Consider the following 22659-nt stretch of genomic DNA (forward strand, 5'->3'; position numbering starts at 1 on the left):
CGCGGCCTCAATTCGCCATCAAGGCCGGCACGATGGTGACAATCGACGGGAAGAACCACAAAAGGCCAAGTGCCCCGAGTTGGATCAGCACGAAGGGGATCACGCCGCGATAGATATGGCCGGTTGTGACCTCTTTTGGGGCCACCCCGCGCAGGTAGAACAGCGCGAAACCAAAAGGCGGCGTCAGAAACGAGGTCTGAAGATTGACCGCGATCATGATCGTCACCCATTTCGGATCAAACGTTCCGCCATAGATCACCGGGCCCACGATGGGGATCACGATATAGATGATCTCCAGGAAATCGAGCACGAAACCCAGCACGAAAAGCACCAGCATCACGATCAAGAAAACCTTGAGCTCGTTGTCAAAGCTCTTGAGGAATTCCTGGATGTAATGCTCGCCCCCGAAACTGATGACGACGAGGTTGAGAAGCTGCGAGCCGATCAGGATGGTAAAGACCATGCTCGTAACCTTTGCCGTTTCACGCACCACAGGCGTCAGCACCCCACCGGAATAAAGCACCCAACACGCGAACAAGAGACCGAAAACAGCATAGAGATAGGCGGCATAGGCAAAGAAGAACGCAACCCACGACTCAAAACTCACGCCGCCCTGATTGATCCGAAGGTCAAAGTTGATGCCGATCAGGATCGACAGCACCACCGCCAGCGTGGCCAGGATGATGATCTTGGGCGAGCGGTCCTGATCGCGCAGCTTGCGATAGGCCGCGAGCATGATGGCCCCACCTGCCCCCAGCGCCGCTGCCGGGGTCGGGTTGGTGATCCCGCCCAGGATCGACCCGAGCACCGCGACAATCAGCACGAGCGGCGGAAAGACCACGCGGATCAGTTCGTTCTTGGCCATTCGCACCGCGCCATGGGCACAGCCGAAACAGGCCATGGCAAGCGGAATGAGCAACAGCAGAAGCGTGACCCCTGCCGAGGTCGACGGACGAATCAAGGTGACATCCACCAGCAGCCCCAACAGGATGCCAAGCGCCCCGATCAGGAGCGGTGCCGGATTGGCCGATGGCGCAACACCCCGCGCCACCGCGAGCGTCAGACCAAAAATGACCATCAATGTGGCAACACCCGTGCCGATGGGGGCAGCATCCGCTTCCTTTTGTACTCGCAACGCATCGATTTCTTCAGGCGTCAGACGCACGCTTTCCGCCACACCACCTGCGGCGTCGATTCCCTGTTGCTCAGCGACCGCCGCGTCCCATTTCGACTGCCCGTGCAACTCGATCATTGCCGCCTGACACTCGGGGCTGACATTGGTGCGCAGCGACGCGGCTTCGCCCTGATCGCTGAAACTGTCCACGATCAGACTCTGACTGCCGACCACGCCCAGACTGGACAACAGCATGACCCCGGCAATCAGCGCAACCGGCACACCCAGAAACCACGTGAACCCCTCACCACGGGTGACAACCTCACCGCGCGCGCCCCCGGCGATCTGCACCGCCGGGGCCTTGGAGGGATTCACCAAGGCATACCCAAAGGCATAAAGCCCGTAGAGCAGCGCAAGCATCACACCCGGCAACAGCGCCGCCTGAAACAGCGTGCCCACCGATACCACCGCCGGCTCTCCCAGATAGGTCAGCGCGTCCGAGCACCCCACGGCCAGCGCCCGGTTTTCCTGCGCCACGGAATAAAGATCCCCCGCCAAGGTCCCCAAGAGCACGATCACGATCGAGGGCGGAATGATCTGGCCCAGCGTGCCCGACGCCGCGATGACGCCGGTCGCCAGTTGCGGGCTATAGCCAGCGCGCAGCATGGTGGGCAGGCTCAAAAGACCCATCGTGACCACCGTGGCCCCAACGATCCCGGTCGAGGCCGCAAGGAAGGTTCCCACCACGACGACCGACACCGCCAGACCGCCCGGCAGCGGGCCAAAAACCCGCGCCATTGTGGTCAAGAGATCATTGGCGATCTTTGAGCGCTCCAGGGTGATCCCCATCATCACGAACATCAGCACCGCCAGCAGCGTCTCGATCGACGCGCCCGCCAGGACCCGCTCGTTGATGCGGTTCACAAGGAAGGACACATTGCGATCCAGCGCCACGTCCCACCCCAGCGGGAACACCGGCTGCGCCGCGCGCGGCAAATCCGGATAGCGAAAGATCGAAATGGCATCGGGCCGCACGCCGCTCGCCACAACGGAATTATACGCCTCGCTCGTTGTGTCGATGGCCTGATGGATCAGCAACCCCGCGCTGTCCAACCCGGCAATAATGCCAAATGCCACAACCCCCGCGCCGCCAATGGCAAACGCCACGGGAAAGCCCGATAGAATACCTCCAAAGAGGCACAAGAATACGATGATCAGCCCGATCTCGACGCCGTCCAGTCCGAATAGCATTGGTCCCTGCCCCTTTAATGTGTGCCTTCGAAGGCTTCTTCACCCTCGCCCAGCGTGTCGCGGTCGAGGTATTTGCCCAGACTGTCGGGGCCTTCCCTGAATTCCAGATACGAGCGCCAGAAAAACGCCATGGCATGCAGGAACACCATGCCTGCGAACAGCACCAGCAACACCTTGAACAGAAAGTACCCGTTGAACCCGTTGGGGCTGAACCCGATGGTTTCCACATTCCAGCGCAGCGCGCGGGACTTCATCAAGAGCCGGTCCAGCGGTTCGCTGGCCGACGGGTTGGGCACAATCAGGTGTCGCCACATGAAGAACCAGCCGTACATCCACGTCAGAACCGCCATCGGCATCATGAAAATCAGGCTGCCCGCCATGTCGATGATCTTTTTGGTGGCATGGCTTACCGGCGCATAGATCAGGTCGACCCGCACATGCCCGCCTTGCACAAAGGTGTATGTGGCACAGAGCGTGACGATCAGCGCGTTGTAGAGCTTGAGTTCTTCGGAATACCAGCTGATGTCGAACTGGAGCGGAATGCCGATGCCGAACACCATGTCGGGTCGGGCAAAGATCCGCTGGATAAAGACGATGAGTATCTGCTGGATCACCATGATCAGCCCGGCCCAAGCGAAAAAACGGCCGACCGTGTTGGCCATTCCCTCCAGCCCGCGCACACACCCCCACATAAATTCGTTTTTCCACATGCCCACGGCGGTAAGCACCAGAAACACCGTGAAGGCCACAAAGAAGAACTCGACCGAGCCGCCGTAGTAAACGACGCGCATGATCGCCTCTTTGTCAGACCAGTTCAGCCAGCTTGCGGGATGGCTGAGGGCATAGGCCAGATTGTAAAAGGCCATGCCGATGTTCTGGAAAATCCAGAGAATTGCGTCCAGCATCCTGTCCCCCTGACGCGCGGTGCTGCGGGTCCGCGCGGCCCTTCATTCGATTGCGGCAGGCCCCGGAATCCGGGACCTGCCAATCAAGCCTTTGTCCGAGGATCAGCCCAGAACGCGGTCGCGCTGCGCGGTATAGGCACCGTCCGACTTGTTGATCCAGGCCGACGAGGATCTCAGGGACGCCATGTAGCTGTCATAGACGCGCTTGTAGATCTCGTCGCCCATGTTCTCCTGATGCACGGCATCGGAGGCCTGCCCGAACGCATCCCAGACGCTGTCGGGGAATTCCAGCGTCTTGACGCCGTTCGATTGCAGACGCTGCAGGGCCGACGAGTTGTTGGACAGGAACTGGGCGAGGTTCCACTGATGCGCCTCGGCGCAGCCGATCTCGACCATCTTCTGCTGGGCAGGGGTCAGGCTCTCGAACACTTCGCGGTTCATGCCGATCGACAGACCCGCACCCGGCTCGTGGAAACCGGCGGTGTAATAGAACTTGGTGATCTCCTGGAACCCGGCCTTTTCATCGGCCCAGGGACCGATCCACTCGGTGCCGTCAATCGCGCCGGATGCAAGCGCCTGATAGACTTCGGCACCCGGAATGTTCTGAACCGATGCGCCCAGCTTGCCCAGCGCCTTGCCGCCCAGACCGGGCATGCGGAATTTGAGACCGTTGAAATCCTCGGGTCCGTTGATCTCTTTCGAGAACCAGCCACCGGCCTGCGCGCCCGTGTTGCCCGCGAGGAAAGACTTGAGACCAAAGATCTGACCCAGCTCGTCATGGAACGCAGCACCGCCGTCGTGGTAGTACCAGTTCACCAGTTCCTGCGCGGTCATGCCGAAGGGCACCGATGTAAAGAACGCATAGGCAGGGTGCTGGCCAACGAAATAGTAATCGGCCCCGTGATACATATCAGCCTGACCGGCGGTCACGGCGTCGAACACCTCGAATGCACCCACCAGCTCACCGGCACCCTTGACGTCGATCACGATGCTGCCATCGGCCATGCCGTTGATGTTGTCGGCGACGCGCTGAGCGGCGTCAAACACACCCGCAAGGCCCCGACCCCATGTCGTGACCATGGTCAGATTGCGCACGCCTTGCGCATAAAGCGGCGCCGCCAGCGTCGACGCGGCAACTGCAGCCCCGCCACCCAAAGCGGTGTTTTTCAGAAAAGAGCGACGATCCATGTGGTTTCCTCCCCATTATTTGACAGTGCCGCCACCTCTCTGACAGCACCCGGATCCTGTGTAGTGGGCAGACCTTAACGGCGGGTCTCGCATCTGCAAATACCGATTACTGCGTAGAAACCGGCGTGAGGCACAAACTTTTCGTGATGATTTTCGGGGTCTGGACGGGTCTTTGCATACAATTGCGCACCCAGCACGCTCTTTGCACTTGAAACCAGATCGGCGCGGGTGTTGAGATTCGCGCATGACACCCAAAATCTTTTCCACCATGCCGGGCTATACCGGCGCCCTCCTTCGTGCGGACCTCTTCGCAGGCATCAGCGTGGCCATGGTGGCGCTGCCACTCAGCATCGCCATCGCCATCGCGTCGGGGGCAGACCCGGCATCGGGGCTGACAACGGCGATCATTGCCGGCTTTCTCATTTCGGCCTTGGGTGGCAGCCGGGTGCAGATCGGCGGCCCGACCGGTGCTTTCATCGTCGTGGTTTACGGCGTCATTTCCGAACACGGGCAGGACGGGCTGATCATCGCCACACTTATGGCCGGCGTGATCCTCGTGGTCGCGGGCCGATTGCGCGCGGGCAGCCTGGTGCGCCATATCCCCGAGGCGGTGATCAACGGCTTTACCATAGGCATCGCCATCATCATCGCCACCAGCCAGATCAAGGACTTTCTCGGCCTCAGCACCGAAAGCCTGCCGGCTGAATTTCTTGAGAAGATCGAAGCGCTCTGGCACGCCCGAGACACGTTCAACCCGCAAGCGCTGGTGATCGGCCTGGCAACCATGGTGCTCATCGTGGTTCTGCGCCGCGCAGCCCCGCGCTATCCGGGCCTGATCGTGGCGGTCGGCCTCACCTCCGCTGCCGTGGCGCTGTGGCACCTGCCGATTGACACGCTCCTGTCGCGCTTCGGGCCTCTGCCCAACACGCCCAACTTGCCCAGCATCCCGCATCTCAGCCTTGAGCGGATGATCGACCTGCTGCCGTCGGCCCTCATCATCGCCTTTCTGGCAGGGGTGGAATCGCTGCTCTCCGCGGCCGTTGCAGACCGGATGATCGGCGACACATCGCAACCCAACGCCGAGGTGATCGGCAATGGCGTGGCCAATATCGGCTCGGCGCTCTTTGGCGGGTTGCCAGCCACGGGCGCGATCGCCCGCACCGCCACCAATGTGCGCGCAGGCGGACGCACACCTGTGGCGGGGATGATCCACGCGCTCGTCATCCTGCTTGTCATGCTGCTCGCGGGCTATTTCGCCATGCCCGCCCTTGCCGGTCTCTTGATGCTGATCGCGTGGAACATGTCCGAGCCGCACAAATGGCGCGGCTATATGGCTGACCGCCCGTCGGATCGGGTGCTGCTCTTGCTCACGCTCGTGCTGACCGTGCTGGCAGATCTGACCGTCGCCATCGGGGTTGGTGTCGCCTTGGGCCTCGCCCTGCGCCTGCGCCGCCGCGATGCCCCCCCTGCCGAGTGGCACCCGCCCGAGCATTGAAACACGAGAGGCTGGAAATGCCGCGCGTTTGGGCCTATCGCTGATCCATGCAACGCTTGCTCGCTCGCATTCGGCTGAATTACGGCCAAAAGCTCTTTCTGGTCGCCACCCTGCCGCTGATCCTCACGGCACTGGCGATTTCGGTCGTGGTCACGTTGCAATCACGCCAATTGGCGGAACGCGAGATCGAAACGCTCGAGGCGCAACTGATCGAGGCCAAGCGCGCCGAACTCAAGAATTACCTCTCCATCGCCCGCACCGCCTTTGTGAACATCTACGGGCGGGCTGCGCCCAACGACGAGCGCGCCATGGAACAGGTCAGCCAGATTCTCGCGGGCATGCTCTACGGGCAGGACGGATATTTCTTTGTCTTCGACTATGACGGCACCAACCTTGTCAGTCCTAGACGCACGGAACTCATCGGCCGCAACTGGACGGGGCTCGAGGATGATGGCGGCCAGCCGATCACGGATGAATTGATCCGGCTCGCGCGCAGCGGCGGCGGCTATCACAGCTATGAATGGCCCAAACCCTCGACCGGCGAACGCGCGCAGATGGTGACCTATGTGATCGGGCTGCAGGATTGGCGCTGGGCCGTGGGCACCGGTGTGTTCATCGACGATGTGGTGGCCACCGTTGCCGCCTCGCGCCGACAGGTCGAGGCGCGGGTGGAACGCACCTTCTTCTACATCGGCGCGGCGATGCTGGCGGCGCTCTTGCTGGTGTTCGTGTCGGGCCTCTTCATCAATATCCGCGAGCGCCGCCTCGCCGATGCCAAGCTCAAGAAACTGACCCAACGCGTGTTTGACGCCCAGGAAGAAGAGCGCGGCCGCGTCGCGCGCGAGCTACATGATGGCATCAGCCAGATTCTCGTCGGCGTGCGCTACGCCCTCGACACCGCCAAGCGGCGATTGGCGGCGGGGGACGCGCGCGCCGCCGATACGCTGGAGCGCGGCATCACGCACCTGTCGGGCGCCATTCAGGAGGTGCGCCGCATCAGCCGCGACCTGCGCCCCGGCGTTCTTGATGATCTGGGCCTCGGCCCCGCACTCAAGACGCTGGCCGAAGAATTTGGCAAACGCACCGGCATCGTGACCGAATTCAGCACCGTGGTCTTTCGCAACCGGCTGGATGACGAGGCCAAGATCGCACTCTACCGCGTCGCGCAAGAGGCCTTTACCAATATCGAGCGCCACTCCGGTGCCACCCGCGTCACCGTCGATGTGCGCGGCCATGCGCGCGGCGCGACCTTGCGCATAGCGGACAACGGCTGTGGCCTCGACCGCGCCAAACCTTCGGGCACGCCCGGTGGCGGGCTTGGCCTGCGCAATATGCAGGAACGTGTCGAACAACTCGACGGAACCCTCACCGTGCTCTCGGGCAAGACCGGCACGACGATCGAGGCCACCGTGCCGCTCACCCACCTGTTGCCGCCACAAGAGCGGCTCAACCCCAAGGAAAAGGCCCGCGCATGAGCCCCAAACCCATCCGGATCGTGATCGTGGACGACCACCCTATGGTGGCCGAAGGCATCCAGTCCATTCTCGAAAGCTATGACGACGTGGAAATCCTCGCCACGCTGGGCAACGGTCAGGCCATCATCGACCGGGTCGAAGCGCTCTCCCCAGATGTGATCCTGCTCGACCTCAACATGCCGGGGCTGGGCGGGCTGACCACGACCGAAATCATCCTCGAAAAACGCCCCGACACCCGCATCCTGATCCTCAGCATGCACGACAGCCCCGAATATATCTCCTCGGCACTCAGTCACGGCGCCGCCGGCTATGTGCTCAAGGACGTGCCGACGGACGAAATCAAACGCGCCATTGACGCGGTGATGAGCGGTCAACGCTATCTCTGCACCGGGGCCAAGGGCTCGCTCGAACCCTATGAAAACCCGGACCGCGAACAACTGACCAACCGCGAGCAGACGATCCTGCTGCAACTGGCACAAGGCAAATCCAACAAGGACGTGGCGCAGGCGCTCGATATTTCCGTGCGCACGGTCGAAACCCATCGCAAGAACATCAAGCGCAAACTCGGCATCGCCTCGACGGCCGGTCTCACGCGCTATGCCCTGGAACATGGCGTGCTGCAGGGCACTGGCGTCCAGATCTGAAAGCAGGTGCCCCGCAGCCCGAAAAGCGCCTCAGCCCAGCACCGCGCCGTCGCGGCGGGTGATCACGACGATGGACGAGCGCGGCAAACGTCCCTCACCGTCCGGAAACGGCGCATCGGGATGCTGGATGCCCACGAACATCGCGCGCCGGTCGGCAGACCAGCACAGCCCCGTCACCTCGGAACCTTTCGGCCCCGTCATGAAACGCTCGATCCGGCCTGAAACCGGGTCGCCAACCAGCATCTGGTTGTTGCCCATGCCCGCGAAATCACCGTCGTTTCCATCGTCCCCATCGGTCTGAATCCACAGCAACCCGCTGCTGTCAAACGCCATGCCGTCAGGCGAGTTGAACAGATTTCCGGCATTGATATTGGCGCTGCCCGCCCGCGCATCCTGATGCAGCGCCGGATTTCCCGCCATGACGTAGAGATCCCAATCGAACGCCTCCGCGGCATGATCCGCCCCTTTGGGCCGCCAGCGCACGATCTGTCCATACAGGTTCTCGGCACGCGGATTTGGGCCGCCCACGGGTGTCTCATCGCCTCCCGCATTGGGCTTGATGCCGCGGTTCTTGTTGTTGGTCAGCGCGCAATACCCCTCTGCCATGACCGGGTTGACCGCAACCCATTCCGGCCGATCCATCGTCGTCGCCCCCACCTTGGACGCGGCTTGCCGCGTCAGAATGCAGATTTCAGGCAGGGTCATCCCCGTTGTCTCTGGCGTCAGCGGCAACCACCGCCCCGTGCCATCCTCGTGAAACTGCGCCACATGAAGCGTGCCCTCGTCAAGCAGAGCGGCGGTATCGCCGCCCGGCACATAGGCCGCATCCGAGACGAACTTGTACAGGAACTCGCCCCGCTCATCATCGCCCATATAGACCACGACGCGCCCGTCGCGAGCCAGCACAACTTCCGCGTTCTCATGCTTGAACCGACCAAGTGCGCTACGCTTCACCGGGACCGACTTTGGGTCTGCGGGATCGATTTCGACCACATAGCCGGCCCGGCGCGGCTCGCCGGGGTTTTTCGAGACATCGAACCGTGCATCGTACTTGTGATAGTCATAGCCCCGCCCCTCGGCCCGGATACCGTAGCGCGCGTAATCTTCCGCCAGGGCGGCGGCCTCATCGGTCGCACCGAAGTAGCCGTTGAAATTCTCTTCACACGTCAGATAGGTGCCCCAGGGCGTGCGCCCCGATCCGCAGTTGTTGAACGTGCCCAACGCCTCCGATCCGCTGGGATCGGCGTCTGTCCTCAACAGATCATGCCCTGCCGCCGGTCCGCTGATCCGCATCGGCGTCAACTGTGTGATCCGCCGCGTATAGGGGCTGTCCTTGACAACCTGCCAGCCGTCCGGCCCCTGCGATACCTCCATCACGGTGACACCCTGAAGGTTCTGCAACTTGCGCACATCCTCCAGTTTCTCGGGCACGCCATCCATGCGTTGTGGCAAATTCACGTCGCGGTTCACATACTCATGGTTCACCGCGATGAGATGCCGGTCGCCCACGGTAAAGAGCTCCATCCCGTCCGTATTCTCGCCGAATACCCGGTCGGCATCCCCCGCAGCCCCACCCACCGCATTGTCGAATGCCGCCACATCCTCGAACAGCGGGTCGCCCCACCGGACCAGAACCTGCCAGTCGTAGCCCTCGGGCACATGCACCGTGCCGTCGGTCTGCGCCGGGATCGGGGTGAACCCGAACCGCTCCGAAGCCTCTACCGCGCCCGGCAGGACCGCGCCGAACCCCATCGCAGCCGCCCCCGACCCAAATGCGACAACCCCGGACAAGAATCCCCGCCGCGACATGGCCAGAGCCACGACACGGTCGAAATCACAGTCCCCGGGGCGCGGGTCGTGCAATTCGTCCCACTCGTCCGCAGAGAGGGAAAGGACATCTGGATCATGCATGGCGGGCCTCCGTGGCTGGGTGAACTCTCATCACCACTCAAGATCGCTGATTCCTGTAACAGAGACGCATATCCGAGGGCTGCAACGAAAATCCTGCCACTTGCGCAATAAATGCAAAGAAATGCGCTGTCTCGCGACATTTTATCCACCAAATCGGCTTGACGCTCCCTGCCCCCGCACCTAATGTCCGCGCCACGCAGAACGGAGTCGCCCACGTGGACACACTAGTATTCATTGTAGGTCATTGGCGCATGGGCCGGTAACGGACACCCGTAGGGTCCCCCATGCGCCCCCGGAAAACCGGGGGCTTTTTTATGCGAACTGAATTGACGTCATATACGGAGCACGAGCACATGACACGTCAGATGACCGGAGCGAAAATGGTAGTCCAGGCCCTCAAGGATCAGGGCGTGGATGTCGTATTCGGATATCCCGGTGGCGCCGTGCTACCGATCTATGACGAGATCTTCCAGCAGAACGACATCCGCCACATCCTCGTGCGCCACGAACAGGCCGCCGTCCACGCGGCCGAAGGCTATGCGCGCTCGACCGGCAAACCGGGCGTTGTGCTTGTGACCTCCGGCCCCGGCGCAACCAACGCGGTCACGGGTCTCACCGATGCGCTGATGGATTCCATTCCGCTGGTCGTCCTGACAGGTCAGGTGCCGACCTTCATGATCGGCAATGACGCCTTTCAAGAGGCCGACACCGTCGGCATCACCCGCCCCTGCACCAAGCACAACTGGCTGGTGAGCGACACCGCGCGCCTGGCCGATACGCTGCATCAGGCCTTTCATGTCGCAACGACCGGCCGCCCCGGCCCGGTTCTGGTCGACATTCCCAAGGATGTACAATTCGCCTCGGCCACCTACACCCCGCCGCAACAGGCGCGCGTGTCGCATTACCAGCCGCAGGTGAAAGGCGACATAGAAGGCATCACCGATCTGGTGGCTGCGCTTGAAAAGGCCAAGCGCCCGATCTTTTACACCGGCGGCGGCGTCATCAACTCCGGACCGGAGGCCACCCGCCTCTTGCGCGATCTGGTCGAGGCCACGGGCATCCCAACCACCTCCACCCTGATGGGGCTCGGGGCCTATCCCGCCAATGGCGCGAACTGGATCGGCATGCTCGGCATGCATGGGCTCTACGAGGCGAACATGGCCATGCATGGCTGTGACCTCATGATCAACATCGGCGCACGGTTTGACGACCGCATCACCGGGCGTCTCGACGCGTTCAGCCCCGACAGCATCAAGGCCCATATCGACATCGACCCCTCGTCGATCAACAAGGTCGTGCGCGCCGACATTCCGATCGTCGGCGACATCGCCAATGTTCTGGCCGATGTGATCGAGGTCTGGAAGGCGCGCGGCTCCAAACTCAACCGTGAAGGCATCGCCAAGTGGTGGGAGCGCATCAACGAGTGGAAAAAGGTCGATTGCCTCAAGTTCACGCAAAAGGGCAAGACGATCAAACCGCAATATGCCCTCGCCCGGCTCGAGGCGCTGACCAGGGATCACGACCGCTATGTCTGCACCGAAGTGGGTCAGCATCAGATGTGGGCGGCGCAGTATCTGGGCTTCAACGATCCCAACCGCTGGATGACCTCTGGCGGGCTCGGCACCATGGGCTATGGCTTTCCGGCCTCCATCGGCGTGCAGATCGCCCATCCCGAGGCGCTCGTGATCAACGTCGCGGGCGAGGCGTCGTGGCTGATGAACATGCAGGAAATGGGCACGGCGATGCAATATCACCTGCCCGTCAAACAGTTCATCCTCAACAACGAGCGTTTGGGCATGGTCCGTCAATGGCAGCAATTGCTCCATGGCGAGCGCTATTCGTCAAGCTGGTCGGAATCCCTGCCCGATTTCGTGAAACTGGCCGAGGCTTTCGGCGCCAAGGGCATTCTCTGCTCGGACCCCGCCGATCTCGATGACGCGATCATGGAGATGCTGAACCACGACGGCCCGGTGATCTTTGATTGCCTCGTGGAAAAGCACGAAAACTGCTTCCCGATGATCCCGTCCGGCGAGCCGCACAACAAGATGCTGCTGGGTGAGGCAAGCACCAAGGACGCCATCAAAGAGGGCGGCGCGGTGCTGGTGTGACGGTGGGTTTCACCCACCCCCCCTCAACGCCCGACAATAACAAGGAAACCACGATGTCAGCCCTGCAAATCAAAAAAGGCTCGTCCAAACATTCCGCCTACAACCTGCGCCCGACCTTTTCGGACGTGCAGGAAACCCATACCTTGGCGGTGCTGGTCGATAACGAACCCGGTGTTCTGGCCCGCGTCATCGGCCTCTTCTCGGGTCGCGGCTATAATATCGACAGCCTGACCGTGGCCGAGGTGGATCACACCGGCCATACCAGCCGGATCACCATCGTGACCACCGGCACGCCGCAGGTGATCGAACAGATCAAGGCACAGTTGGGCCGCATCGTGCCTGTTCACAAGGTCAATGACCTCACCGTCGAAGGGGCCAGCGTCGAGCGCGAATTGGCGCTGCTGAAGGTCGAAGGCACCGGCGACAAGCGCGTCGAGGCACTGCGCCTGGCCGACATCTTCCGCGCCAATGCGGTGGACAGCACGCTCACCAGCTTTGTGTTCGAGATCACCGGCGCGCCCGAGAAAATCGACGCCTTCGCCGAATTGATGCGCCCGCTCGGCCTTGTGGAAATGGCGCGCACCGGCGTCGCGGCCCTGCCACGCGGTCTCTGACACGGGCCGCGGACTCAGGTTTGTCGCGGGTTTGACGCGCCGCGTCGCAGACAGGCGCGTGGGGGCAAGGGGCACTGGCGCAATATGCGCCAGCCCTAACCTCCGGAGACGCCAAAATGCCCGCGCTGACCGATCTTTCGAATGTCCGTACATCCGTTGACCAGGCAAACGGCCTGCCCAATGCCCATTACATAGATCCCGGCGTCTTCGAGGAAGAAAAGCACGCGCTGCTCTTCAGTCAATGGGCCGGTCTTGCCGTAGGGGCCGATGTGCCGGAACCGGGCGATGCCAAACCGATCGAATTCCTTGGCATGCCGCTCTTGCTTCTGCGTGACAAGGACGGTCAGGTGCGCGTGTTTCAGAACATCTGCCGCCACCGCGGCATGATCCTTGTCGAGGAACCGCGCAAGATCGAGGGGGCCATCCGCTGCCCCTATCATTCGTGGTGCTATTCGACCAAGGGCGCGCTCGTCTCGACCCCGCATGTCGGCGGACCGGGGCACAACACCCACGAGAGCATCAAGCGCGACGATCTGGGCCTGACCGAGATCCGCAGCCATATCTGGCGCGATGTGGTCTGGATCAATGTCTCGGGCGATGCTCCCGCGTTTGAGGTCGCGATGGCCGATCTCATCGCCCGCTGGCGCGAGTTCGACCTCCCTGTCTACCATGGCGGTGCCGACAGCCGCTTTACGCTCGAAGTCAAAACCAACTGGAAACTGGCGGTCGAGAACTATTGCGAGAGCTATCACCTGCCATGGGTCCACCCCGGCCTCAACAGCTATTCCCGGCTCGAAGATCACTACCACATCGAAAAGCCCGGCGCATATTCCGGTCAGGGCACCATGGTCTATCGCCAGCTGACCAATGAGACCGGCGCGAAATTCCCGGACTTCGCCGAAGTGGGCGCGAAATGGAACGAACAGGCCGAATATGTCGCGGCCTATCCCAATGTTCTCTTGGGCGTCCATCGCGACCACGCCTTTGCCATCATACTGGAACCCAAGGGGCCAGAGCGCACGGTCGAACATATCCACCTCTATTACGCGGTTCCCAATGCCGATGGCGGGCTGCGCCTCCGCAATACCCAGCTTTGGAAAACCGTGTTCGAAGAGGATATCTTTGTTGTCGAAGGCATGCAGCGCGGCCGCCACGCGACCTATTTCGACGGTGGCCGCTTTTCACCGGTGATGGACAGCCCCACGCATTGTTTTCACGCCTGGGTGGCAGACCGCGTCGAGGCACATCGCGCCATGGCCCGCGCAGCAGAATGACCGACCTCGACAGCGCGATGATCCGCGCCCATGACTCGGGCGACCTGAAAGCGCTGATCACGCTCTATACGCAGGCGGCAGACCGGGCCAAAACCCTTGACGCCGCCTGCTTTTTTCTCACCCATGCCTATATCTTCGCCCTTGAGGCCGGCGCGTTTGAGGCCGCAGACCTGCACGCCCGCCTGATCGCCCACGGGCGCGAGGCATAGCGCCTCCTGCTTCTTTTTGGCTCAAATACTCCGGGGGGTCCGGGGGGCAGCGCCCCCCGCCTCACAAATCAGCGTATAGAGATGCCATGTCGCATGCCCCAAAAGCGGCAGCGCGAAAAACAGCCCCAGGAACGCAGGCAACATCGCCAGAAACGTCAGGCCCGCGACCAGAGCCGCCCAGGCCAGCATCGGCACCGGGTTTTCGATCACCACCCGCAGACTCGTCAGCATTGCGGTGACGAAATCGACCTCCCGGTCCAGCAACAAGGGCAGCGACACCACCGTCAGGCCATAGAGCAAGAGGGCAAAGACCGCGCCGACCCCTGTTCCCACCGCCAACATGCTCAGCCCCTCAGGCGTGAAGTAAACCTGCAACGAGGTTGAGACATTGGTCATGGTCGACAGCCCCATGAAAAGCGCAAAGATCATATGCGCGAGAAAGAACCAGAACAGGAACACCATGATGATGATGGCGCAGATCGAGGGCAATTGCCGCCGCCTCTGATGCGCGATCACGCCAAAGATCTCCGATGCCACAAGGGCGCGGCCCGTGCTCAGCCGATGACTCACCTCATAGAGTCCCACCGCCGCGAACGGCCCCACCAGGGGAAATCCCACGGCGGCAAAGATCAGCCAGTAACTCTTGCCCGTGACCCATGTGATCCACGCAAGCGCCAGCCCGATCACCACGTAGACCCCGGCAAAAATGACCGCAAAGCCCGGTGCGCGGCGCATGTCCGCCCAGCCGCGGCGCAGCGCCTCGGCCAGCATGTCAAAGCGGACATCGCCCATTTCCGGCACGCCCAGCGGCTTGATCTCGTTTTGCTGCATGGCGCCATTCCTCCCCTTTTTGGGGGAGCCTAGAGCAATTTCACGGCCATGGGATAGGGGCTTTCTGCGCAAACACCCTTGGGACGCATGGACGAGGCGTTACCGCGCCCCATCCGGGTTGAGGCGCAGAACCGCGAGGTTGAGCATGCCCGCGACGCTGACCCATGCCAGATACGGCACGAAGAGCAGCCCGGCAATCCAGTCCACCGACCAAAGCGCCACCAGCGTCACCGCCACCGAAGCCCAGAGCGCGCAGAGCACGATCAGCCCCAGTTTCATCCGTTGCAGCCCGAAAAACACCGGAGTCCAGAGACCGTTGAGCGCGATCTGCAAGGACCAGAGCGCCATGGCAATGCCGTTTTCGGGGCTCACCGCCGCCCGCGCCCCCGCCGCCGCCATACAGATATACAGCGTGGTCCAGGCGACCGGGAACAACCAGTTGGGCGGTGTCCAAGACGGTTTTTTCAGCCGCGCATACCACTCACCCGGCGGAAAGAGCCCGCCGGTCGAGCCTGCCGCGAAACAGGCCGCCAGAAAAATCCCGAAGGTAATCCATATCATGCGGTCTCTCTAACCCGCCCGGCATCCCGGCTCAAGCCTGACTCGCGTGCCATATCCTGTGCCTTCAGACGGGCAAGCGCCTCGTAGAGCGTATCGCTCCAATCCGCGGCGCGCGGCGCGTCCTGGGCTGCGGCGCGGACCAGAAATTCCGTCTCGGGCAGTGACCGGGCATAGATCACCGGCGAACCGGGCAGGATCGTACTGCCCCCTGCCCGCAACATGGCCAGCATCAGCCAGCCCAGTTTTTGGGTGCCATTGGTGCGCGCCCGGCGTGTGACACTGTCATGGCCCGCGCGGCGCACCTGCGCGCCGATACCCGCGTAAATATAGCGCGCGGCGAAAATACCGGGTCGCGCCGACAGCGGCAGCGCGGCAATCCCCGCCTCTGACCGGGTATAAAGCCTGTCCGCCTCGATCAGCAATCGGCGCACCATGCGACGCACCTCAGCATCAGGGGCAGGCGCGCGCAGAAAACCCTCCGGCGTCAGCCCCGCTTCGGACAGCCAGTCCAGTGGCAGGTATAGCCGCCCTTCGCGCGCGTCCTCGCCCACGTCACGGGCGATATTGGTCAGTTGCATCGCCACGCCCAGATCGCAGGCCCGCGCCAGCGCATCGCGCGCGCGCACCCGCATCAGCACACACATCATCGCCCCCACCGCAGAGGCCACACGCGCCGAATACCCGCGCAACTCGGACAGGGTCTCGTAGCGGCGGCCTTCAGCATCCCACGCCAGCCCTTCCAGCAACGCTTCGGGCAGGGCGCGCGGCATGTCGAAACCGTCGATGATGGCAGCAAAGGCGCGGTCAGCGGGCGCATTGCGCGGCCGCCCGGCATAGGCCAGATCGAGCCGCTCGTGCAGCGCCAGCACCGCCGCCGCCTTTTCGCGGTTCTCATCCACCGCGTCATCGGCCAGACGGCAAAAGGCGTATAGCGCCAGCGCCGGTTCGCGCACGCTGCGCGGCAGTAATTTTGACGCGGCATGGAACGAACGCGATCCGTGGCGGATCGCCTCGGTGCAATGCGCCAGATCCTGCGGCGCGATCATCGCATCCCCCCGACCGGCGCGCCGACCGGCACCGCATCGGGCACCAGTTGCGCCAGAACTTCGGCGCTGGAAATCACCCCCGGCAGACCTGCGCCCGGATGCGTGCCCGCCCCTACCAGATAGAGACCACGCAGCTCTTCGCTGACATTATGGGGACGGAACCACGCGCTTTGCAGAATACGCGGCTCGATCGAGAAACCCGCGCCATGCGGGCTCAGGTATCGGTCGCGAAAGGTCTCGGGCGTGAACACCTCGGAGGCCGACAGATGCGCCCCAAGCCCCGGAAGCAACTGATCTTCCAGCACCTTTTGCACCTTTTGGCGATAGGGCTCGGCCTCGGCCGCCCAATCCACCGGATCGGCATGGCCCAGATGTGGCACCGGGCTGAGGGCGTAGAACGTATCGCCCCCCGCCGGTGCCACGCCCGGATCGGTGACAGAGGGGCGATGCACATAAAGGCTCATGTCATCGGCCAGAACGCCCCGGCGAAAAATGTCCTGCACCAGCCCCTTGTAACGGGGGCCGTTCAGAATGGTATGATGGCCCACATCCGGCCACATCTCGCGCGTCCCTTGCGTCCCAAAGTACCACACAAAAAGACTCATCGACCAGCGCGACCGCTTGAGCCGCGCCGTGGTCCAGCGGCGTTTCGCGTGATTGCGCAAGAGGTGATCATAGGTATGGCCCGCATCCGCATTCGAGATCACGATATCGCCGCTGATCCCCTCGCCCCCGGTCAGGCGCACGCCCATGGCACGCCCGTCCTTGATCACGATTTCATCGACCTCGGCCCCTTGCCGGATCATCCCGCCCTGCCCTTCGATCACCCGGACCATGGCACGGGCGATGGCATCGACGCCACCGATGGCATAATGCACGCCAAAGGCCGCCTCGAGATGGCTCACGAGCGCATACATCGACGTGACATTGAACGGATCACCGCCGATAAAGAGCGGATGAAACGACAGCGCCATACGCAGGCGTTCGTCCTTCATCCGGCCCGCGGCATGGGCATAGACCGAGCGGTCGGCGCGCAACCAGGCGAACTTCGGCAAGACCTTGATCAGGTCGATCAGCCGGTGCATCGAGCGCCGCCCCAGATCCTCGAACCCGAACCAATACCGCGTCTCGCTGTCCTTGACGAAGCGGTCATAGCCCGCCAGATCCCCAGGCGACAGGCGCGCCACCTCGGCGCGCATGGCATCCCGGTCCTGCCGCGCGGTAAAGGTAGACCCATCCGGCCAGCGAATTTCGTAAAAGGGATCAAGCGCGCGCAGATCGACATCCGCGTCGAAATCCCGCCCGCAGGCCGCCCATAAGTCACGAAAGAGCTGCGGCACCGTCACAATGGTCGGCCCCAGATCGAACCGGTGCCCATCCTTGGTGATGCTCGAACCGCGCCCCCCGGGGCTATCCAAACGATCCAGAACCGTGACCCGGTATCCCTTGGCCCCCAAACGCATGGCCGAGGCCAGACCGCCCAGCCCCGCCCCGATGACCAGCGCATGCGGGGCGTCGGCGCGTGTGGCCTGTTCAATCAGGCGCGGATCGACTCTTGTCAACATAGGTTTAGACTACAGGTGTCTAGTTTAATTGACAATCCTTTCTCGCGGCTCTTTTCTTGGAACAAAATCCGTGTCAAACTTGCCTGACAGTCCGTCAAGGAGCGGTGCCATTCAGACCGTCAGCCTCAGTTTCTTTCGCTTTTCCCGCGGTATCGACCGGCTCTGGGCGCTGACGATGATGGGGGCTGCGCGCCTTTTGCTGCCGCGCGTTCAGGGGATAGGCTTTTGGAAGCTGCTTGGATCAGGCACCGGCGAAGGCTTTACCCCTATCCCCAACACCGGCGTCTACGCCATTCTCGCGGTTTGGCCCGATGCTGCCACGGCACGCGCGCAAACTTTGGGGGCCGCTGTCTTTCGCCGCTATCTCGCCCGCGCGAGCGAAAGCTGGACGCTCTTTCTCGCGCCAACCTCGGTGCGCGGGCAATGGTCCGGGGCCACGCCCTTTGAGGTTACAACCCCCGTCGAGAAAGGCGCCCTTGCCGCGCTGACCCGCGCCACCGTGCGCCCGCGCAAGGCGCTGCAATTCTGGCGCCGCGTGCCGGATATCAGCACGGTGATCGGTGCCGACCGCAATGTCGCGTTCAAGATCGGCGTGGGCGAGGTGCCGCTCTTGCATCAGGTGACCTTCTCGATCTGGCCGGACAGCCGCAGCATGGCCGACTTCGCCCGCCGTGACGGCCCTCATGCCCGCGCCATCGCCGCCGTGCGCGATGGCGATTGGTTCCGCGAAGAACTCTACGCCCGGTTTCGCGTGATCGGCGAGGCGGGCACATGGGGCGGCAAGAGCCCGCTCGACCACATCAAGGAATTCCAATGACCGCAGCCTTTCCGTTTTCCGCCATCGTCGGTCAGGACGACATGAAACGCGCCATGATCCTCACGGCGATCGAACCGGGGCTGGGCGGTGTGCTGGTGTTCGGCGACCGTGGCACCGGCAAATCCACCGCCGTGCGCGCGCTGGCCGCCCTCTTGCCCCCGATCCGCTTGATCGAGGGCAGCCCGATCAACGCCGAACGCCCCGAGGATACGCCCGACTGGTCGAGCGCGCCCCTGGGCGAGATCGTCGAGCGGCCGACGCCCGTGGTCGATCTGCCCCTCGGCGTGACCGAAGACCGCGTGACCGGCGCGCTCGACATCGAACGGGCGCTGACCCTGGGCGAAAAGGCCTTTCAACCCGGCCTGCTGGCGCGGGCCAACCGGGGGTATCTCTATATCGACGAGGTCAATCTGCTTGAGGATCACATCGTCGACCTGCTGCTTGACGTCGCCCAATCCGGCGAGAACGTGGTCGAACGCGAGGGGCTCTCGATCCGCCATGCCGCGCGCTTCGTGCTGGTGGGCTCTGGCAACCCGGAAGAGGGCGAATTGCGCCCGCAACTGCTTGACCGCTTCGGTCTCTCGGTCGAAGTGCGCTCGCCCCAGAACATCGACGAACGCATCGAAGTCATCCGCCGCCGCGATGCCTATGAGCGCGACACCGACGCGTTTATGGCCACATGGCAGGCCGAGGATGCCCTGATCCGCGACCGGATTCTGGCGGCACGCCGCGCCCTGCGCGAGGTCAACGCCCCCGACGACGCCCTGCGCGACTGCGCCACGCTCTGCATCGCCATCGGCGCGGACGGGCTGCGCGGCGAGTTGACCCTGCTGCGCGCCGCCCGCGCGCTTGCGGCCTATGAGGGCGATGCCGCCGTCACCCGCGCGCACCTGCGCCAAGTGGCGCCGTTGGCGCTCAGCCACCGGCTGCGCCGTGACCCGCTGGACGAGGCAGGCAGCGCCGCGCGCATCGCCCGCGCCATGACCGAGGTCTGGGGATGACGCCCAGCCCCGCATGGGCGCGCGCCCTGCGGGCGCTTACCCTTCTGGCGGTTGATCCCGAGGGCCTGCGCGGCCTGACCCTGCGCGCCCGCGCAGGCCCCGTGCGCCAGGCCTTTGATGCCGCCCATGCGCGTCTGCCCGGCCCCGCCCGACGCATCCATCCCGATCTCAGCGACACGCAGCTTTTTGGCGGCGCGGATATTGCCGCCACCCTTGCCGCCGGTCGCCTGATCCAGAGCGGCGGGCTGGCCGAAACCCCGGCACGGCTGATCCTGACCATGGCCGAGCGCACGCCGCCCGCCCTCGCCGCCCGGCTGGCGCAACTGCTGGATCAAAGCCCGGGCCATGCACTTGTGCTCTTGGACGAAGGGATCGACGCCGAGGAGACAGCCCCGCAAACCCTCTGCGAGCGGCTGGCGCTTAATGTGACTCTCGACGACATCCGCCATGATGCGGCCCCCGCCCTCATGCCCGCCGCCGCCGATCTGGCAGAGGCGCGCGCGCGGCTGGGCGGCGTCAGCCATACGCCCGAGGATGTCGCCACCCTGACGGCTCTGGCCGCCAACTTTGGCATCGACAGCCTGCGCGCGCCCTGGCTTGCGCTGCGTGCGGCCCGCGCCCTTGCGGCGCTCGCGGCCCATCCACAGGTGACACCGGACGATCTGCGCGAGGCGGCAGAGCTGGTCTATCCCGCCCGCGCCACGCAACTGCCGCAAGAGCCGGAACCAGAGCAGCCCGATGCCGCGCCCGAACCCGAAGAACAACGGCAGAGCGATACACCCGACATCCCCGACGACGTGCTCATCGCGGCGGTGGCGGCCCTCCTGCCACCCGCGCTGCTGGATCAGCTGACCCAACGCGGGGCCATGCGACGTGCCGCGGGTTCGGGGGCCGGTGCCCGGCGCAGGGCGCATCAGCGCGGCCGCCCCCTGCCCGCGCGGCCCGGTGCCCCGGACGGGCGCGGGCGGATTGACCTCATCGCCACGCTGCGCGCCGCCGCACCATGGCAGCCGCTCCGCCGCAGCACCCGACCCGACGCGCCGGGCGTGCTCATCCATGCCGCCGACATTCACCTCAAACGCTACGAGGATCGCGCCGACCGGCTTGTGATCTTCGCGGTCGATGCCTCTGGCTCATCGGCGCTGGCACGGCTGGCCGAGGCCAAGGGCGCGGTCGAGCTTTTGCTGGCCGAGGCCTATTCCCGGCGCGATCAGGTGGCACTCATCGCGTTTCGTGGGACGGGCGCGGACCTGATCCTGCCGCCCACCCGCGCCCTGGTGCAGGCCAAGCGACGACTGGGCGCCCTGCCCGGCGGTGGCGGCACGCCGCTGGCGGCGGCCCTTGGCGCGGCACTCACCCTCGCGCGGCAATCGCAGGCCCATGGGCTGAGCCCCACACTGGCGCTCCTGACCGATGCGCGGGCCAATATCACGCTCGACGGGCGCGGCGACCGTGCCGAGGCGACCAAGGACACCACCACCATGGCCCGCCTCTGGCGCGCGCAAAACCTGCCCGCGATCGTGATCGACATTTCTGCGCGTCCGGGGCCGGAACCGGCACAGCTTGCCGCAGAAATGAACGCCCGCCACCTGCCCCTGCCGCGCGCCGATGCCCGGCGCATCTCAACGGCGGTCACCCTGGCCCTCGGGGGCTGAGCGATGGACTGGCAGCGCGATCTGGCGACATGGCCGCTCAATGACCGGTCACGCCGCATCCATCACCCCCCGCATCACTGGCATGTGCAAGAGATGGGGCACGGGCCCTTGGCGCTCTTGCTGCATGGGGCCGGAGCCTCGACCCATAGCTGGCGCGATCTGATGCCGCTTCTGGCCCAGAGCCACCGCGTGATTGCCCTTGATCTGCCCGGTCAGGGATTTTCCCGCGCCGGCAACCGGCGGCGTCTGGGCCTGCCCGGCATGGCCACGGATATTGCCGCGCTCTGCAGCGCGCAGGGCTGGCACCCGGATCTGATCCTCGGTCATTCGGCAGGGGGCGCACTCGCGCTCGAACTCGCCACGCGGCTGGTCACGGCCACCGGCCAGCCACCCGATATTGCCTGCGTCAACGCAGCCCTCGGCCCGTTCGAAGGCGTGGCAGGCTGGCTGTTTCCGGTTCTGGCCAAGGTGCTGGCGCTCAACCCGCTCACCCCCACGCTTTTCACCCTTGGGGCGGACAAGGTCGCGCGCGCCCGCCGCCTGATCGAGAGCACGGGATCGCACCTCACGCCCGAAGGTCTCGCGCTCTATGCGCGGCTGATCGGCGACCGCGCGCATGTTGATGGGACATTGCAGATGATGGCGCAGTGGGATGTGGCCCCGCTCCTGAACCGTTTGGGCACGATCCCCAATCGCTGCCTCTTGATCACTGGCACCGGCGATCTGGCGGTGCCGCCCGAAACCTCTGCCCGCGCCGCCGCGCAAATGCCGCGCGCGCGCAAGCTGTCGCTCGACGGCCTGGGCCATGTGGCGCAGGAAGAGGATGCCGCGCGCGTTCTGGCCGCGATCCGCGATCCGGGGAACTGGCCCGCCTGACGCAGGTTGCATCTGATCGGGATCGTGTCGCCCCGGCCCCCAAGCCGGGGCCTAGGCAGATCCCTTGTCAGCCCGGGGCGGGTGTGGTTTCGATGGCGCGCATGGCGCCCGAAGAGATT

19 protein-coding genes are annotated in these 22659 nt (G+C 64.0%); 11 read left to right on the forward strand and 8 right to left on the reverse strand.

Annotated elements, in window-relative coordinates:
* Positions 1 to 7 precede the first annotated feature (7 nt).
* The 3 genes from MVC20_RS06320 to MVC20_RS06330 all read right to left on the reverse strand — a co-directional run bounded on the left by MVC20_RS06320 (position 8) and on the right by MVC20_RS06330 (position 4458).
* Positions 8 to 2365, reverse strand: coding sequence for a TRAP transporter large permease subunit (locus MVC20_RS06320; RefSeq protein ID WP_297539498.1), 2358 nt, complete (start codon positions 2363 to 2365; stop codon positions 8 to 10).
* A gap of 14 nt (positions 2366 to 2379) precedes the next feature.
* Entirely contained in the window at positions 2380 to 3270 is an 891-nt protein-coding gene (locus MVC20_RS06325) for a TRAP transporter small permease subunit (protein ID WP_297539500.1), read from the reverse strand.
* Positions 3271 to 3372: 102 nt separating this feature from the next.
* Positions 3373 to 4458: a TRAP transporter substrate-binding protein gene (locus tag MVC20_RS06330; protein ID WP_297539502.1), complete on the reverse strand. Its 1086-nt coding sequence runs from the start codon at positions 4456 to 4458 to the stop codon at positions 3373 to 3375.
* A 244-nt stretch (positions 4459 to 4702) separates the two neighbouring features.
* Here MVC20_RS06330 and MVC20_RS06335 point away from each other — a divergent pair, with 244 nt between their 5' ends.
* The 3 genes from MVC20_RS06335 to MVC20_RS06345 are packed head-to-tail and all read left to right on the forward strand — an operon-like array spanning position 4703 to position 8072.
* Positions 4703 to 5953, forward strand: coding sequence for a SulP family inorganic anion transporter (locus MVC20_RS06335; RefSeq protein ID WP_297539504.1), 1251 nt, complete (start codon positions 4703 to 4705; stop codon positions 5951 to 5953).
* A gap of 47 nt (positions 5954 to 6000) precedes the next feature.
* On the forward strand, positions 6001 to 7428 hold the full coding sequence (locus MVC20_RS06340; protein ID WP_297539506.1) for a cache domain-containing protein: 1428 nt from the start codon (positions 6001 to 6003) through the stop codon (positions 7426 to 7428).
* The gene (locus MVC20_RS06345) at positions 7425 to 8072 is read left to right on the forward strand and encodes a response regulator transcription factor (RefSeq protein ID WP_297539508.1); all 648 of its coding nucleotides are present in this window, start codon (positions 7425 to 7427) and stop codon (positions 8070 to 8072) included. The genes MVC20_RS06340 and MVC20_RS06345 overlap by 4 nt, the downstream gene beginning before the upstream one ends.
* Positions 8073 to 8102: 30 nt before the next feature.
* On the opposite strand, the gene MVC20_RS06350 is transcribed toward MVC20_RS06345, so the two are convergent.
* Complete coding sequence (locus MVC20_RS06350; RefSeq protein ID WP_297539510.1) at positions 8103 to 9983, reverse strand: PhoX family phosphatase; 1881 nt, start codon at positions 9981 to 9983, stop codon at positions 8103 to 8105.
* A 353-nt stretch (positions 9984 to 10336) separates the two neighbouring features.
* On the opposite strand from MVC20_RS06350, the gene MVC20_RS06355 reads away from it, so the two are divergent.
* The 4 genes from MVC20_RS06355 (at position 10337) to MVC20_RS06370 (ending at position 14188) form a co-directional block, all read left to right on the forward strand.
* A complete protein-coding gene (locus MVC20_RS06355) occupies positions 10337 to 12091 on the forward strand; it encodes an acetolactate synthase 3 large subunit (RefSeq protein ID WP_297539512.1) in 1755 nt (584 codons plus the stop codon).
* Between the two features lie 53 nt (positions 12092 to 12144).
* The gene (ilvN, locus tag MVC20_RS06360; RefSeq protein ID WP_297539513.1) at positions 12145 to 12705 is read left to right on the forward strand and encodes an acetolactate synthase small subunit; all 561 of its coding nucleotides are present in this window, start codon (positions 12145 to 12147) and stop codon (positions 12703 to 12705) included.
* A gap of 116 nt (positions 12706 to 12821) precedes the next feature.
* A complete protein-coding gene (locus MVC20_RS06365; RefSeq protein ID WP_297539514.1) occupies positions 12822 to 13979 on the forward strand; it encodes an aromatic ring-hydroxylating dioxygenase subunit alpha in 1158 nt (385 codons plus the stop codon).
* Positions 13976 to 14188 carry a hypothetical protein gene (locus MVC20_RS06370; protein WP_297539515.1) on the forward strand — a complete coding sequence of 71 codons (213 nt, stop codon included), beginning with the start codon at positions 13976 to 13978 and terminating at the stop codon, positions 14186 to 14188. The genes MVC20_RS06365 and MVC20_RS06370 overlap by 4 nt, the downstream gene beginning before the upstream one ends.
* A 21-nt stretch (positions 14189 to 14209) precedes the next feature.
* On the opposite strand, the gene MVC20_RS06375 is transcribed toward MVC20_RS06370, so the two are convergent.
* The 4 genes from MVC20_RS06375 to MVC20_RS06390 form a co-directional block, all read right to left on the reverse strand.
* On the reverse strand, positions 14210 to 15019 hold the full coding sequence (locus MVC20_RS06375) for a DUF2189 domain-containing protein (protein ID WP_297539517.1): 810 nt from the start codon (positions 15017 to 15019) through the stop codon (positions 14210 to 14212).
* Positions 15020 to 15118: 99 nt separating this feature from the next.
* Positions 15119 to 15580, reverse strand: a complete 462-nt coding sequence (locus MVC20_RS06380) for a TspO/MBR family protein (protein WP_297539519.1) — start codon at positions 15578 to 15580, stop codon at positions 15119 to 15121.
* Positions 15577 to 16626: a 15-cis-phytoene synthase gene (gene crtB / locus MVC20_RS06385; protein WP_297539521.1), complete on the reverse strand. Its 1050-nt coding sequence runs from the start codon at positions 16624 to 16626 to the stop codon at positions 15577 to 15579. The genes MVC20_RS06380 and crtB overlap by 4 nt, the downstream gene beginning before the upstream one ends.
* Complete coding sequence (locus MVC20_RS06390) at positions 16623 to 18191, reverse strand: phytoene desaturase (RefSeq protein WP_297539522.1); 1569 nt, start codon at positions 18189 to 18191, stop codon at positions 16623 to 16625. Before MVC20_RS06390 ends, crtB begins: the two co-directional genes overlap by 4 nt.
* Before the next feature lie 70 nt (positions 18192 to 18261).
* Between MVC20_RS06390 and crtA the strand changes: the two genes are divergently transcribed.
* Genes crtA through bchO form a run of 4 tightly spaced genes read left to right on the forward strand, consistent with a single transcriptional unit; the run spans position 18262 to position 22540 of the window.
* Positions 18262 to 19008, forward strand: a complete 747-nt coding sequence (gene crtA, locus MVC20_RS06395; RefSeq protein WP_297539524.1) for a spheroidene monooxygenase — start codon at positions 18262 to 18264, stop codon at positions 19006 to 19008.
* Positions 19005 to 20009, forward strand: coding sequence for a magnesium chelatase ATPase subunit I (gene bchI / locus MVC20_RS06400; RefSeq protein WP_297539526.1), 1005 nt, complete (start codon positions 19005 to 19007; stop codon positions 20007 to 20009). Before crtA ends, bchI begins: the two co-directional genes overlap by 4 nt.
* On the forward strand, positions 20006 to 21664 hold the full coding sequence (locus MVC20_RS06405; protein ID WP_297539528.1) for a magnesium chelatase subunit D: 1659 nt from the start codon (positions 20006 to 20008) through the stop codon (positions 21662 to 21664). Before bchI ends, MVC20_RS06405 begins: the two co-directional genes overlap by 4 nt.
* A 3-nt stretch (positions 21665 to 21667) precedes the next feature.
* Positions 21668 to 22540 (forward strand): alpha/beta fold hydrolase BchO, encoded by an 873-nt coding sequence (gene bchO, locus MVC20_RS06410; protein ID WP_297539530.1) that lies wholly within the window; start codon positions 21668 to 21670, stop codon positions 22538 to 22540.
* The last annotated feature ends 119 nt before the right edge of the window (positions 22541 to 22659 follow it).

The sequence above is a fragment of the Roseovarius sp. genome, from assembly GCF_027019125.1.
GTDB lineage: Bacteria > Pseudomonadota > Alphaproteobacteria > Rhodobacterales > Rhodobacteraceae > Roseovarius.